A 15,015-nucleotide genomic window follows, 5' to 3' on the forward strand; every position below is an offset into this window, starting at 1 on the left:
TTGTTTGTAGCCCCTTTACTCGCTATCTGCCAGGGATTCGGATTCTGATTCGTCGGCAGCTAACTCCTCCGGTGATGTCGGCTCAACGCGCGGTTCCTCCCCGAGGGGCTCGAGACGGACGTTCGTCACCTTGTACGCCGGAATCTTCGTTTGCGGATCGAACTCCTCTTTCGTCAGTTTGTTGACCGCGCCGTGGACGAAGTGCATCGGGATGAACAGCACGTCCGGGCCGGACGTCTCCTCGAGGGTCGCCCGGACGACGATTTCGCCCTGCCGCGACTCGACGCGAACGTACTCGTCGTCGGCGATGCCGAGTCGTTCGGCCGCTTCCGGATGGACGGACACGAAGCTCTCGGGCACCTGTTTCATCGCCGCCACCGATCGACGAGTCATCGATCCCGTGTGCCAGTGATAGAGCACGCGGCCGGTAGAGAGCGTGAACGGGTACTCCTCGCTCGGGCCGGGGAAGTCTTCCTCGGGCAGTTCGGACGGGACGAATCGCGCCAGCCCATCGTCGAAGTGGAACTCGTTCTCGTAGAGATACGGCGTTCCGGGATGGTCCTCGTCCCAGCACGGCCACTGCAACCCGTTCTCTCTCGCCTCGAGGCGCTCGTGCGTGACGCCGCCGTAGATGGGGACGAGTTCGTTGATCTCGTCCATGATTTCGGCCGGCGACTCGTAGTTCCAATCGAATCCCATCCGGCCGGCCAGGGCCTGCAGGATGGCGGCGTCCGTCCGCGCCTCGCCGGGAGAATCGACGGCCGGTCTGACGAGCTGGATTCGGCGTTCGGTGTTCGTGACGGTGCCGTACTTTTCGGCCAGCGAAGCCGCCGGTAGCACGACGTCTGCGTGTTTCGCCGTCTCGGTCATGAACAGCTCCTGAACCACGAGGAAGTCGAGCGCCGCCAACGCTTCCTCGGCGTGATCGATGTCGGGTTCCGACAGCGCGGGATTCTCGCCGACGATGTACATTCCTCGAAGGTCGACGTTTTCGGGAGTGTATCCCTCGCCGGCGCCAGGATCGTCGGTACCGCGATCGCCCACGCCGGATTCGGGGTAATCCCCACCGTAGGCGTCGGTTCCCGTTCCGCCGGAAACCGTCTGTCCGACGGTTGGAACGGCGCTGAACATTTCGGTGATCCGCAGGCCGACCTGGTTCGGTGGACGGACTCCCCAGACCTCCTCGAACGCGTCCAACACGCGCTCGTCGGTGACGGACTGGTAGCCGGGGAGGTTGTTGGGGATCGGACCCATGTCTCCGCCGCCGCCCTGAACGTTGTTCTGGCCGCGAAACGGGGAGAACCCCGATCGCGGTTTCCCCAGATGGCCACAAAGCAGTCCCAGGTTGGCGATCGCGAGCGCATTCTGCGTACCGTGTGAGTGCTGAGTCAGTCCCATCGCCCACCCGTAGACGCAGGTGTCCGACTGTGCGATCGTCTCGGCCGCGTTCACGAGGTCATCCGGCGCGACGCCGGAGACGTCTTCGACCATCTCGAGCGTGTAGGGGTCGACGGTCTCCCGTAGTTCGTCGAAGTGTTTGGTGCGTTCCTCGACGAATTCCTCGTCGTAGAGATCCTCCTCGATGATGTGGCGAATCATCCCGTTGATCCAGGCGATGTCCGTGCCGGGTTTAGTCCGGGTGTACTGGTCCGCGTGATCGGCGATGGTCATCTGTCTCGGGTCGAAGACGAACAGATCCGCGCCGTCTCGAACGTTCTGTACGATCCGCGTCGCCAACACCGGGTGGCTCTCGGTCGTGTTCGAGCCGGTAATGAGATAGCAGTCAGTCTCGGCGATGTCCTCGTTGATACGGTTGGTCATCGCACCGTAGCCGACCGTCTGCTTTAACGCGGCGACGGTCGAGGAGTGACAGAGCCGCGTGCAGTTGTCGACGTGGGGCGTCTCGAGCACCTGTCGGGCGAATTTCTGGGCGAGGAAGTTCTCCTCGTTGGTCGCCTTCGACGAGGACGTCACCGCCAGCGAGTCCGCGCCGTACTCCTCGCGGATGTCGGTCAGGCGTTCGGCGATGCGCTCGAGCGCCTCGTCCCACGAGGCCTCGCGGAACTCGCCGTCCTTCCGGATCAGCGGCGTCGTCAGCCGCTCGTCGGAGCCGACGAAGTCGTATTCGAACTTTCCTTTCACGCACGTCGAGAAGTCGTTGGCCGGGGTTTGTTCCGGATCGGCCGGCCGGGTGCCGAGGATTTCGCCGTCCTTGCCGTAGAGGTTGAATCGACAGCCGACGCCGCAGTAGGTACAGGTCGTATCGGCCACCGTAATATTCCGCTTTCTGGCGCCGCTGACGACCTGCGCGCCGTCGAACAACTGACCGGTCGTCAGCGACTTCTCGGCGAGGTGTTCGGCGGCGTGTTCGACCGTAGAGAGCGCGTCGCTCGTCGCTCTCCCGGACAGCGCCGACGCGTTTCGCTTTGCTTTCTTCATGAACTCGGCGACGCCGGAGAGTCCGCGGTCGGTGGTCCGTGACTCGAGGCGGTCGTCATCTACATTCCCGCCCGCCGAATCCGGCACCTCGCGGTTTGGCACGTCGGCCGTGTCAGCCGTCTCGACGGGTTTTCCCTCTTGCACTTTTCCGATGGAGTTCTTCTGCGTGAATCCCGGAAGCGGGATCGTCGTCGCGTCGACCAGACCGTCCTCCACGAGCGCCCCGGTCGGGCAGACGGTGACGCAGTGTCCACAGGAGATACACGTCGACTCCTCCATCGTGTTCGCGTCGGGTTTCTGGAAGTCGATGTGCGCGTCGTTCCCGTTACCCGACATCCGGAGGACGCCAGCGACTTGCACGTCGTTACAGGCGTCGATGCACCGGCTGCAGAGGATGCACTTGTTGCGGTCGATCTGGATAACGTTCGTATCGTCGATGGGGTCGTACGCGTCTCGGTCGCTGAATACGCCGTACCGCGGCTTGTTCACGCCGTGTTCGATGGCAGCGTCCTGCAGTTCACACCGGCCGTTCTGGCCGCAGGTCGTACACCGAAGATTGTGATTGCCGAGGACGAGGTCGAGGTTGACATCGCGGGCTTCCGCCGCATCGGGCGCGTCCGTCGATATCGTGAGTCCGTCCGCGGCCGGGAAGCTACACGACGGAACGAGGCCGTGCTCGTCCGTTTCGACCATGCACGTTCGGCACGCGCCGTACGGGCCGACGTTATCGGACTGATCGGTTCCGCGGTCGTACGAACACAGCGCCGGCACGTCCGATTCCGTCTCGACCATCTCGAGCGCGTCGAGAAGCGTCGATCCGGGCGAGACCGCGACGGGGTGTCCGTCGACGGTCACCGTCGTCATATCGTCGCCTCGGACGCCGATGTCGGGATCGTTCGCCCTCCCCGTACGGAAGTCGTCCGCCAGCGGCGTACTCGGCTGCGGATCGTCGATCTCCGGCACGCCGGGCATCGCTTCGGCCGGACTGTGCTCGGTCGGTCCAGGGGGATCGTCCATACTCATGATCGGGACACCTCGCAAGCGCCGCTCGGACACCGACCGGCGGCGTGAGCTTTGAACTCGGTCTCGAACTCCTCGAGCGCCGTATCAACGCTTCGGCCGGCCGACCGGCCGACGTCACAGAGACTCGATGATTGCATGACGCGGGCGAGTTCGCGTATCATGTCGTCCTGGTAGGTCCCGTCGTAAACGTCTCGAAGGAGATGCAGAAGCTGCTTCGAGCCCTCGCGGCCGGGGAAGCACCGGCCACAGTTCTCCTCGCTGGCGAACCGCACGCGCTCGCCGGCCGCCGCCACAGCGCACCGACTCTGGTCGAACAGTTCGACGACGCCCTCGGTTCCGAGGTCGGCGTTGGACAGTGCCATCGCGCTCACGGGCTGGTCGATCGATCGGGTAAACCCCCCGAACTGACCGCCCACACACGCCATTTTGAACCGCCCCGCTCCCGCAAAGAGGTCGCGGGCGACACCGAGCGAACTGCCGGTCACAAGCTCCACGGTCGCCGGCGACTCGACGTCGCCGGTAACCGTGATCACTCGCGTCCCCGGATCGGCGTCCGCCGGGTCGAATTCGCCGGGCTCGAGTAGCGCCGCACGAACCTGCGCGAACGTCCGAGGCGTGGATACGACCGTCGGCCGACCGTACAGCCCGTGGCGAGCGGGGCCGGGCGGACGGAGCCGCGCTTCTAGCCGGTCGTTCCCCTCCAGGGCCTCGAGCGCCATGGTGTATTCGCCCGCGATGTACTCGTTCGGACCGGCGACGACCTGCGGGGCGGCCTCGTCGTCTACACCCTCGTCTGCACTGCCCTCGGCCTCGAGCGCAGCGACGGCGGTCGCCGCCCGGCGGGTTCGTCGCCGGATGAGGTCGTCATCCTCGTTGGTGTATACGACGACGTCGCTCGAACTCGCACCCACGATTTCGGCGACGGCCAGCGCCCCATCGAGTACTGTTGCCGGCGATCCGCCGAGTAGCGTCCGATCGGTCCGGTTACGGCTATCGCTCTCGTTCGCGTTCACTACTACTACCGGATCGTCCGTCGCCTCTCGGACGATCTCGAGGTCGTCGGCAAGCGGCGTGTCCTGGCTCGCGTCACCTCGCCCGCGCCCGAGAACACCGATGGTGGCGAGCTGTTCGAGCGCGGCGTTCGGATCTTCTCGCGCCACCGCCACAGCGCCCGAGTCCGCCGGTGCAGCGCGTTCTGGGTCAGTCCAGCCGCATCGACTGAGGATGCGGCGCGTTCCGACGGCGAGCGGACCGTCCGGCGGCAGTGGAAGCGCGTCGATGTCGGGGTCGTGCTCGACGACCCACGCGGGCTCGTCCTCCCCGATGGAGCCGGATTCAGCCCGCTCCACGAGCGAACGTACCCGCTCAGTGGACGGATGCGGATAGTACGCAGTCCGTCCATCACGTGTGACGAGAACGAGCGGCTCGAGCCCGTGTACCCCGGTGGTGCCGACCTCGAGCACGTTCGCCTCCGAAGCGGCAGCCTGAGCCGTCTGGAGAACCTTTCGCCCCCGTTCCAGCGGGTGCGGTTCGTCCGGTTCGGCTGTCCCCTGGGTATCTCGAGCGACACTCGGCGGGTCACCGTATCCGACCGTGACGCGGACAGTTGGCCGGCTTTCGTGCGAATCGGTAGCAGTATTCACATGGGGCGTCCACCGAGTACGCACGAAAAGGCTGGCCCTCAGTATGCCGGCTACGCGGCTCGCAACGTGCTACACCGGATCAGATCGGAACCGTGCCCGGTCGTTGTGAATCCGATCTGTGTCGGTCGTGCTCTGCGCGCTCTCGACGTCTCTGAAGGAACCACCGCGAGAGGGGCGCCGTCCGACGCCACGCCAGAAATGCGACGCCGAAAACTGCCGCGGACAGGACGAGCGCGACACCACGACTCGAGACGTTCGTCGACGCCGGGATCCGTTCGACCATAGTTGGCGTATGCCACGGTAGGTAGTAGAAGTTTCGGCGAACACCGAATACCGTCCGGTCGCTCGGCGAGACTGAGCGGCTTGTCAGCGCGAAAACCACCCCAGTGATCGACTCACCAACGATTTTCGTACAAGAGCACGGAAGATATCCTACGATCGTTTCGTATCTATCTCAAAGGGGAATTCATCCAAACTCTCCTCGTTGGACGTTGGAAGGAGATATTGTTTCCACTCTCGAGTATCGGGATCGCCGTAATCTCCGATGTCGGGATGCGGTGCGTCATCGTCGTAGTCCTCTAACCGATCTCTGATAACCGAACGAGCACGTCGGCCTTCTTTCGTGTCTCCGGTAACATCCTCGAGGATTCTCCGTGGCTGGACCGTTATTTCCAGTCCGTCTTGCGTATACCTGCTCTTTCGATTCGTATAGAACGGAGCGCGCCCGACGATGAACATGGATTCTCCAGCGAAGCAAAATTCCCACTCAGGATCATCCGGGTCCGCGGGAACGTCGCTGGGCCATGGCTCCGGATCCCGTTCGTTGAGGAACTCGAGAACTCTCCAGAACTGATCACGATATCTCTGCTCGCGCTGTTCCTCGGGCGGAGGCTTGAAAAATATCACCAGAGTCGTTCGTTCGGCTATCGACTGATACCGCTCGAGGTATTGTCGCAACCCCTCTCTCACTTTGAGGAGTGCGTCGCGGTCGCCAACGTCTCCCACGAAGAGGTATCGGGCGGTATGGTTACGTTCAGCGTTCACCGCGAAGTGACACGGATACCGAGTGCTCTCCATCGTCTCTTTGAACTCGAGATATCGCTTTTTCTTCCACGCGAGTAGCTCTCCCGTTTCTATCGCGTCTTGCAATTCGGATCGATCGAACAGTAGCCCCGTCTCCGTCATGGTTGGGATGTCATTGGGAAATCTCAGTCCTCGAAGTGCCGTCCCGCGAGGAGGTCGCTTTTCCCGTATTCCTCGCGCGTCTCGGTTCCGCTTATCTCTGCGACCTCATCGGGGACCGAGACGACCGAGTATCCGACGTTCCGCCCGATAGCGACGGTATCGACGTCCGGAATGATCATCGTCCGGACGTTCGGATAGTCCTCGTAGACGTCCTCGATTAGCTCTCGACGTTCCTGTGCAGTGAGTGGATTTTCCTCGCTGAGTTCGGTGTCGCGGATGGCGACGACGACGTCCTTTCCATTATCGGCGGCCGAATCGATGATCGTTCGGTGGCCATCGTGAAGCGGTTGCCACCGACCGATGAAAATGTGGCTCGGATCGAACTTGAGGTCCAGTTCCGCGTTAATCTTCTCGATGGTCTTTTCTTTCGAGTGTCTCGCCGTCCGAACTTCGAGTTCGATCTCCTCCGGCTCCTCGAACGGCGCATCAACACCGGTAAAGCCATCGATCTCTCCGCTGTGGGCTTGTTCGTACATTCCCTTCACGTCGCGTTCTTCGCACACTTCGACGGGCGCGTTGACGTATACGAACGAGACGTCCTCGAGTTTCTCGGCGATCAGTTCCCGCTGAGAACGGTACGGTGTGATGAACGACGCGACGACATCGAACCCCTGTTCGTTCAAGGCCTGTGCAACCCCGGCAGCTCGTCTGAGGTTCTCGGTTCGATCCTCCTTCGAAAACCCGAGATCGGAATTGAGGGTGTTCCGGAGATAATCGCCGTCCAGATGGACCGTATTCGGGCCGATCAACCCTTCGGCGAGCGTCGTCTTTCCGGAACACGGCAGTCCGAAGAGCCAGATGGTTTCTCCAGACATTAATCGATCCCCTCCGTACGCCGAGTGAATCTATTTGCCTCTCTCCAAATCCTACCTGCAGTGGTGATTTCGGAGATACACGTCTCGAGCAGTTTCGACGTCGCATTCAGCGTGTTGTTGAATATGGGAATTGTCGTGTCTATCATACTCGTGAGGTTCACCGCCGTCGATCTCGTCGATCGCCAATCGTCGATGCCAGGGCGCCGATCGACGTGAGTCGCTTCGCCGCTGTCCCTATCCAGTTCTTTTGCCGTTCTGCTCAGATCCATTCCCGTTCCTCCGTGTATTCCAGTTCCTCGAGTACCCCGGTATACGTCTCGTCGGCTCGCTCAAGCGCACTCATGACGAGGTCCTCCCTGTCTCGCCAGCGAGCGCGTCGCGGTTCTTTCGTCGTCATCACCTTATTTGGGCTTTCGACGTTCTCGGAAAGCAGCGCCGACTCACCGAGGTCCGCGAATTCGACGATCTCCGTGATCGTGGACTCGGTATCGGTGAGAACGTCCTCGAACCTGACTCGAAGAACGTCCTCGAACGCGTCGCGACCGTCGAGAATATGGCGATGGGCCTGGGTCCACTGCATCAGACAGATGTCGATGAGGTTTCCTTCGCGAACCCACCCCGGCGGGAGATCGTAGCACCACAGCGAGCCATCGTATCCGTCGATGTCGAGATCGCCTACATCGTACGTCTGGAACCCCCTGTGCAACTGCCACCCGTCGTAGAGGCCGTTGATCGACGCCGCTGGGTTTCGTGTGAGGTGGACGACTTTGCTATCGGTCTCGGGAAATAGCTGCTCGCGGATCCACGGCAGTCGGTACGCGTCGCCGCTTGCTTTCAGGATGAGCGTCCGCTCGAAATCGTCGACCGTGAGACCGCGCTTGTGCCTGTGCGAGGAGACGAACGGCCGGTCCTCGATAGTTTCGGTTTCGAACGGGCTGTCTGCGTCTCGCTCTGCATACTCATCGTACTGCAATGGCGCGATTCCGAACCCCTCGAGTATCTTCTTCAGCGAGACCCCCTCGAGCAACTGTTCGCGTATCCGCTCGTATGGAAGCTCTCGATTCGGAAATTGCAACGGAAGCCGGACGAGCGTGTTGTCTACACGATGCGCTCGGTCGCCGGAGCGTTCGGTTGCACCGACTTCGGCGAGAAGATCCGTCAGGAGTTTTTCCCTATCGAACGATTCGAAGTCGGGCGGAACGACATCGGAATCGAACGCCGGGTAACAGATCCCGTTCAGCGTGTACCATCGGTCGTGTTCGCCATCGAGGCTACAGGTTCGTTCATGGTGTCGAAGGATATCGAAAAGGAGGCTACTCCCCCCTCTCGGAGCCGACGTGATAAACAGCACACTATCGAAGTCATCAACCCGATACTCCGAGAGAATCGATCGTTTCGCCTCCGAAATCACCTCGTTTTGTATCCGTTCGTAGTTCTGTGTGGCCTGCTCTCGGTGATCGATCGGCGGATCTTCGAGACTCACCAGCCACCACCTTCCAGTGAGTCCGCCGAATTTCGCCGTTGTTGAAACCGATAGATCGATTCCATCGAACGTAGTCGCGCTGTCATAATTTGGTTGTTCGTCAACCAGTACCCCGGCAGCGGCTACCGGTTCCCTGTCGTGGGCTCGAGTGCTGCCAGACGAGATCGACGAGTAGGTGTACACTTACCTCGGATCGATAAATGAACGGTGCCTTCATGTGCGGGGAACACTGATTCCAACGAAGTAGCGAATTATCGCTTGGATCACTGTAACGATGATGAGGATCGCTAAAGACTAAGTAATAACAATATTCTGATATAATAGACCTTATTATTAGTGAAAGGGTTAGTCAAAATTCGGGTCAAATATATCCTCTATTGAGCAGTCGAAATACCTTGCAAGTTTGAATGCTAACTTCAGTGAAGGGTCATACTTTGATTTTTCTATTGCATAGATTGTCTGACGGCTTACATCAACCGCATTTGCGAGTTCTTGCTGCGTTATTTCTTCCTCCGCACGTTTAACGCGAAGATTATTATCCATATTTCACCTACAGGCGCTGATAGACCTCAGTTCCACCTAATACCACAAATATCGTCCCTACAGCAGCTAATGCGAGATAATCTACCTCTGCTGGTGTAACGTCATTTGTCACTGCATGTCCAACATACATTGCAAGTATCGAGATGAGGAGTACAACTCCGGTGACAGCTAATGCAAGGTCAATATTCTGAACATCACGTTCATCAACCACACCAGATTCGCCATACCGTGACTGTACAATATAGCCGAAATTGGCAAAGAGTAAGATTACAGCAGGTGTTACAGCCAAATCTGCAATTGTTGGATTTGCAAATGGTTCTCCAAGTAGTAGGCCAGCAATCGGATAGAGGAGTGCTGTAACTAGAAACAAAAGCAGATTATATTTTCTTGGCATCAGGGCTACCATTATTCATCACCACCCTTTGATGTGAATTCTTCAGTAATGATATATGGCAGATTAACGCTCCAACTGATGAGTGCACAGACGATCATCGTTACCACTGCCCCAATGAAGAGCCAGAAAGAATTACCATCCATAATAAATTCTGGGGCAACAAATCCCGCAGCGATAATTACGCCACTAATTGCTGCTACTATCATCACGAAAAGAGCGCCGTATGCTTTTCGAGGGTTCTCAACCATACAGTACTATTTTGGCTGCTTACCTATAAATGTTAAGTCTTCTTTGCAATATGGGTGGTTACCTTAACACGTCCCACAAGGACGCTGACACAATCAGTAGTTAGTAGCATGCTCCTGCATTCGAATCTTACTGACTGTCTGGTCTTAGTACAGAACCGTTAGTGACCAATGCGAATATGAGGCGAACAGAAAATTCAGTCCGAATGGCACGAGATCAGCGCCGTGTGAATCGTTCTATGACGCCCTGAAGTAGTCTTCAACTCCAGTTAATTCACATTTCACCGTCGAAGAGATACGCGAGTTGCACCGACAGTGGTGAGAGACCTAATCGCAGAGGCCCGACGTGAGGGCGAACTCATCGGCAAGATGACGGTCGCTATCGACGAGACGAAGGGCCACCCGTGGACGGGGGAGATCGAGCGCGACTAGGACGGCAACAACATCGAATCGTGGCGTCTCGGCTACGCGAACGACAACGATACGCGGACGCAGTATTACTACAAGTGGGCGGCGATTCAGGTCGTTGGTTTCGACATCCCCATCGTCCTTGATGCGCTCCCGGTGAAACGCGGCATGACGAAAGGCGAGATCGTGGACGAACTACTCTCGTCCGCGACCGATCTCCTCGATGACGTTGAACTTGTGTTGATGGACGGCGGCTTCGATTCCGAGGCCGCGAAAAACAGCGCAGAATCCAACGACCCTCTGTACGTCAACCGGAAGAGCCGGGACAAGGACGATAAGCGGCGAATGCGAAAGATGTGGTCAGACTATGACGAGGAACTCGAAGCCGTCCGAATCGTCGAGCAGGAAGATTACGCCGGGATGCCGAACCGGAAGATCGTCTACGTCCCGAAGATGATCACCAACGACGAAGACGAAGAAGGGGACGAAGACGATGGGATGCGACAAGGCCTGATCGAGGACTTCACAGAGACCGTTGAACCCGATGATGACAGCGAAGACTTCCCCGACAAATCGCCGTTCGACTCGCTCATCGAAGAGATGCGGGCGGAAGAGCAGGACAAGAAGGAAGTCCAAGACGAAGATGACGAGTTCTATCCGTCGGAGATGTACGTTGCGTTCGAAACGAACCACCCGCGGGCAGCTAAGCGTCCGGGTCGTGGTGAGGATGATTACTCAGAACGCGAGCAACAGCAGGCAGCGGCCCGGATCGTCCGTAAGTATGGTTTTCGATGGGGGATAGAGAACGGATTCAAGAAGCGTGGTCACTTCCTTCCTTGAACCGCGAGTCCGAACCACGTCCTGCGATTCTTCGGATTCATTTTTGCGGCGACTCTCTACAACGCCTGGCGACCCTTTGGACATCCTCGTTCAGCTCTCCATTGAGGACAATCCGACGTATACGCCACTCGTCACAGCGTCCCGATTCATGGCGGTGATGGAAGGACAGTTCGGCCTATCGAAACCGCCGCCGAAGGCTTGATTCCTCCTGCGTTAGATCTTTCCTCAGCGTCTGCTGTATCCTGAACGCTGTTTCGTAGCCGATTCTTCTCTGTTTGATGGTAGTACTCGATCACTGGTAGGTGTGAGTTTTCTGTTTCTGAATTCCAACCGACGAAATAATCGACTGAACAACCGACATCTACCCTACTTCATTGGAATCACGGAACAACGGGATTTAGCAGTTCACAGGCTCTCGAGGTGGATTCTTGAATCCCTTCCTCGCCAATTTGATGTGATGACCGCTGCCTGAAACCAGCCTCAGCCTTCGTCCTCTGTGATTTGAGTAGAGAACACGACGGATAACGCGGGACTCGCCGAGTTCATTAAGAAGGAGTGACCCGTATGCGGACTACGGGGATAATAGGATGTCAAAGCCAAAGGATGTCGATTCATACATTGCCAATGCAGACAAAGAAGCCCGTCCGACGCTCGAAGAACTCCGCGAAATAATCAACTCGACTGTTCCAGAAGCGGAGGAAGGTATAAAATACGACGTGCCGTTCTATGTGTTTAACGGCACTCACGTTGGGTTTACCGCGTTTAAGAACCACGCTACCTTTGGAATCGGTGCAGACGCGCTTCGGAGTGAAGACCGCGAAATGCTCGAAGAAAAAGGGTACAAAACAGGAAAAGAGACCATACAAATCCAGTACGACCAGGCGGTGCCGACCACAGAGATAACGCAGCTTCTGGAACCGAAAGTAGAAGAAGCCAGAAAAGCGCAGTAAGAGGCGTCGGCGTTCGAAGACCAGGGTATTCGCAACTCGTCACGTTGGCGGACGGAGTAATACTCTGATCCGAATACGGATCAGTGATCCATGGTGGATAGGTTCACCGTTTTACAAGCGTAGCAGAAAGCCTAGAGGGCGATCCACTCGGAGTCACGTCCTTCCGTGGTCGCTCGCGACCCTCAACAGTGGTGCAGACGTAGAACTTGATCTGACCTTGCTCGTCGACGAACGTACCAAGGACGTGACAACACAACCGATCAGTTATATCCTCTTCTGAGCAGATGTTGGGGCCGTCAACGGCGATACCGGAGACACACAAACCTATTGGATCGTAGGTTGTGGGTGTCCCCAAGGGGACATTCGCTAAAAATTACAACGCCCCGACCGCTTCCGCACGCAGATCTCGAGTTGATCCACTCGAAACATAGCCCGTCCATCGTTTCTGAATATCAACTAATATATATGACTTGGAAAGACTATTGCCAATATGGGAATTCTTGAAGATAAAAATATAATCCAGAACCCCAATCCGTACGTTCTGTTGGTCATTCTGTCAATATTTATGCTATTCACATATACTGTTGCAGATTGGTTGTTTGAATCCCAAAGTGTTGTGATAGATTTTGTGAATATGATCACAACTGCCTTACTTTCGCTATTACTAGTCATTGTTTATATTCACTTGGGAAAAATCCAATCTGATCAAGCGGAGGAAATGGCTGTTCAATCAGATTTACAGGTGAAACTGGCGAACATGCAACAAGACCAATCTGAGCTAATGGAAAAGCAAATTCAGATTGCTAATGCACCGCACGTACTTGTTGAGGGATCTGCAGTCAGGGACATTTCACTACAAGTTGAACTTTCAAACCCCGGAAATGGTATTGCTAATAATCTTCGAGTTAAACCATATGTGATTACTGATCTTGAACCGTTCACCATTAAGTCAAGAGAGAGCGCATTAAGAAGAAGTCCTACTGCAGATACCTCGGGAATGGGGAATTATCTAGAGCCGACTACAGACCGAGTACCTTTCTACAGAAACGTGTCTATTGGGATGGAGTACAAAAAATGGGAGACATGGGGTTGGAGAAATGTTGCGGAAAATCTACTGGATTACGGATATTCCGAATTCAAAATAGGGTTCGAACTACATTATGACTCTGTGACTGATGGGTTGAACGTCAATAAAGGACCCATCGATATTGGACCATTCAGAATACTTATATTCAGGATTGATGGCACACTACATACACGCTGGGCATAGACTTAGCTTAAGTGTGTACATATTCATAGCTAACCGTTGATCTCGATCCCGACGACTGCGGCCTCGAGGCGAGCCCGGCGTTCGTTCAGCACATGGCAGAGCTGCGAACCTGATGGCCGGCTTATCAAAGATGGGATTAAGACGAATTTGGCAATCACAGATATATTCTATGCATGAAAGGCATAGGTATGGAGGATAGTGACGCTCCGGGCAATTCAACATCAGTCGGTTTACAGCAACTTGCTAAGTTAGCGGATAATAGCAACGAACAATCGATCGAGTTTTGGGATTCAACACTTGAAAATTCAAGGTTATCTTTCCAAAATAGCATTGAATCTGTACGATCAACTCGAAAGAGATGTGTCGAATTAATAAAATTAGATGTACTATTAGCGTCATTTTATGTTGCACTATTCCAGTTAGGAATGCCCGGTACTCTTGAAACGTATGAGCGTTTATTCCTTGTAACTCCATTTATAACTCTCATAGTATCCTTAATTTTCTTCATTCATGGAATTATAATACTGAGCCAACATACTATAGGTATTAGTAGCGGAAACATCCATGAAGCATTATTGAAGGAATACGATCACTCTGAACATTGTGAAAAATTAGCTATTTTCTATGCTATATGGGCCGATAAAAATATTGAATTAGTTAGGAGCTCAACACGATATATCCTATTCGGTATAGGTTGTATTTTCGCTTCGATTGGTAATGTCGGCTCCATGTTTCTATTTTACTAACATTTGCGTCTCTCCATGGGGTTGCACGTCGGCAAATCCGGTTTCCCGAATATGCACACGAGATTGAGAACACTGTGTGCATAACTGGAACCTGCTGTAGAGATCCCTATAGTGTTAGTACATCCAATCTTTCACATAGAATGCTGGTGAGATCATCACAAGACAGTACGAGATATAGAGTCTGTGTTCACCAACAGGGTAATTGCCTCCTGAGTACGTACCTCAAACAGAGATCTTATTCGGAATCTTCGGCAGACTCGAGTTCACCCGCATCAAGTTCCTCATCAAGAAATGCCGCTCCTTCTTTCGTAATCCTGTAAAGCCCCTGAGCGACACGCTCAACGAGCCCATAGTTGGCCATTTTCGAGAGGCGGTTGCTTGCGTAGTTGGCGACGGTTACATCCAGTTGCTCGAGCGCACTGGGAGTCATATTCCCCTCGTCCCGCATGGTCTCGAGTATTTTTTCGTCGACTGGACGCATCCACTCAGCTCGCTGTCTGACCACGCTCCTTGGTGGCACTGTGGAACTCATAGTAGTATCGATGAGTGGTCATAGAGGACATATTCATATAAAAATACAACCATTGTCTACACTTTCACTGTGAATTTCACAGTAAATTATTAGTAGACCACGTGATAACAGGAGTAATGACCTGCCCTTTCGGGCCGGAAAGGTCCGACGTGATACCAGCACGTCGGGGCGGGTCTTCCCTCTACGGGAATTGAACGACCCATGCGAGAAGATAGCCTCCGAGCCCATAACTGTAGGGCTCACGAGTCAGGCGTATCGGCTGCTCACCACAATCAGCGCGACACCCCAGACGAGCCGCAGAAAACGCACCTGCGTCACACCGCAGGTGCACGGACGAGAGATCTTACACCCCCTACTCGCCCGTTTACACAGTTTTTCGCAGAGAGACCTAAAGCCCGCGCTACCGACCACGACGAGTTCATCGTCGCCAGCGAGGATG

General features: G+C 55.8%; 14 protein-coding genes and 1 pseudogene. 5 read left to right on the forward strand and 10 right to left on the reverse strand.

From position 1 onward, the window contains the following. Positions 1–15 precede the first annotated feature (15 nt). From HALLA_RS16615 to HALLA_RS20185, 9 genes are all read right to left on the reverse strand, one after another. Positions 16–3,462: a molybdopterin-dependent oxidoreductase gene (locus HALLA_RS16615; protein WP_049954634.1), complete on the reverse strand. Its 3,447-nt coding sequence runs from the start codon at positions 3,460–3,462 to the stop codon at positions 16–18. Then, entirely contained in the window at positions 3,459–5,105 is a 1,647-nt protein-coding gene (locus HALLA_RS16620) for an NADH-ubiquinone oxidoreductase-F iron-sulfur binding region domain-containing protein (protein ID WP_049954635.1), read from the reverse strand. Before HALLA_RS16620 ends, HALLA_RS16615 begins: the two co-directional genes overlap by 4 nt. A 79-nt stretch (positions 5,106–5,184) precedes the next feature. Then, the gene (locus HALLA_RS21160) at positions 5,185–5,388 is read right to left on the reverse strand and encodes a hypothetical protein (RefSeq protein ID WP_049954636.1); all 204 of its coding nucleotides are present in this window, start codon (positions 5,386–5,388) and stop codon (positions 5,185–5,187) included. A gap of 149 nt (positions 5,389–5,537) precedes the next feature. Next, positions 5,538–6,290 (reverse strand): YqcI/YcgG family protein, encoded by a 753-nt coding sequence (locus HALLA_RS16630; RefSeq protein WP_049954637.1) that lies wholly within the window; start codon positions 6,288–6,290, stop codon positions 5,538–5,540. A gap of 23 nt (positions 6,291–6,313) precedes the next feature. Continuing rightward, the gene (cysC, locus tag HALLA_RS16635; RefSeq protein ID WP_049954638.1) at positions 6,314–7,165 is read right to left on the reverse strand and encodes an adenylyl-sulfate kinase; all 852 of its coding nucleotides are present in this window, start codon (positions 7,163–7,165) and stop codon (positions 6,314–6,316) included. 259 nt (positions 7,166–7,424) lie between these two features. Further along, positions 7,425–8,648, reverse strand: a complete 1,224-nt coding sequence (locus tag HALLA_RS16645; RefSeq protein ID WP_049954920.1) for a sulfotransferase — start codon at positions 8,646–8,648, stop codon at positions 7,425–7,427. Positions 8,649–8,993: 345 nt separating this feature from the next. Further along, the gene (locus HALLA_RS20175) at positions 8,994–9,191 is read right to left on the reverse strand and encodes a helix-turn-helix transcriptional regulator (protein WP_084569087.1); all 198 of its coding nucleotides are present in this window, start codon (positions 9,189–9,191) and stop codon (positions 8,994–8,996) included. 7 nt (positions 9,192–9,198) lie between these two features. Beyond that, positions 9,199–9,597, reverse strand: a complete 399-nt coding sequence (locus HALLA_RS20180; protein WP_084569088.1) for a hypothetical protein — start codon at positions 9,595–9,597, stop codon at positions 9,199–9,201. Further along, entirely contained in the window at positions 9,597–9,833 is a 237-nt protein-coding gene (locus tag HALLA_RS20185) for a hypothetical protein (protein WP_084569089.1), read from the reverse strand. The genes HALLA_RS20180 and HALLA_RS20185 overlap by 1 nt, the downstream gene beginning before the upstream one ends. A gap of 573 nt (positions 9,834–10,406) precedes the next feature. Between HALLA_RS20185 and HALLA_RS16650 the strand changes: the two genes are divergently transcribed. From HALLA_RS16650 to HALLA_RS20755, 5 genes and pseudogenes are all read left to right on the forward strand, one after another. Further along, the gene (locus HALLA_RS16650; RefSeq protein ID WP_049954640.1) at positions 10,407–11,078 is read left to right on the forward strand and encodes a hypothetical protein; all 672 of its coding nucleotides are present in this window, start codon (positions 10,407–10,409) and stop codon (positions 11,076–11,078) included. Between the two features lie 587 nt (positions 11,079–11,665). Next, on the forward strand, positions 11,666–12,028 hold the full coding sequence (locus HALLA_RS16655) for an iron chaperone (protein WP_049954641.1): 363 nt from the start codon (positions 11,666–11,668) through the stop codon (positions 12,026–12,028). Between the two features lie 148 nt (positions 12,029–12,176). After that, positions 12,177–12,308, forward strand: a pseudogene (locus tag HALLA_RS21430) (PemK-like protein); the annotation flags it as partial. Between the two features lie 210 nt (positions 12,309–12,518). Beyond that, the gene (locus HALLA_RS20750) at positions 12,519–13,298 is read left to right on the forward strand and encodes a hypothetical protein (RefSeq protein ID WP_157231422.1); all 780 of its coding nucleotides are present in this window, start codon (positions 12,519–12,521) and stop codon (positions 13,296–13,298) included. A 188-nt stretch (positions 13,299–13,486) separates the two neighbouring features. Further along, on the forward strand, positions 13,487–14,044 hold the full coding sequence (locus HALLA_RS20755; RefSeq protein ID WP_157231423.1) for a hypothetical protein: 558 nt from the start codon (positions 13,487–13,489) through the stop codon (positions 14,042–14,044). A 235-nt stretch (positions 14,045–14,279) separates the two neighbouring features. Here the strand turns inward: HALLA_RS20755 and HALLA_RS16660 are convergent, their stop codons facing one another. Beyond that, positions 14,280–14,525: a PhiH1 repressor gene (locus HALLA_RS16660; protein WP_049954921.1), complete on the reverse strand. Its 246-nt coding sequence runs from the start codon at positions 14,523–14,525 to the stop codon at positions 14,280–14,282. Between the last annotated feature and the right edge of the window lie 490 nt (positions 14,526–15,015).

Source organism: Halostagnicola larsenii XH-48, from assembly GCF_000517625.1.
Classification (GTDB): Archaea; Halobacteriota; Halobacteria; order Halobacteriales; family Natrialbaceae; genus Halostagnicola; species Halostagnicola larsenii.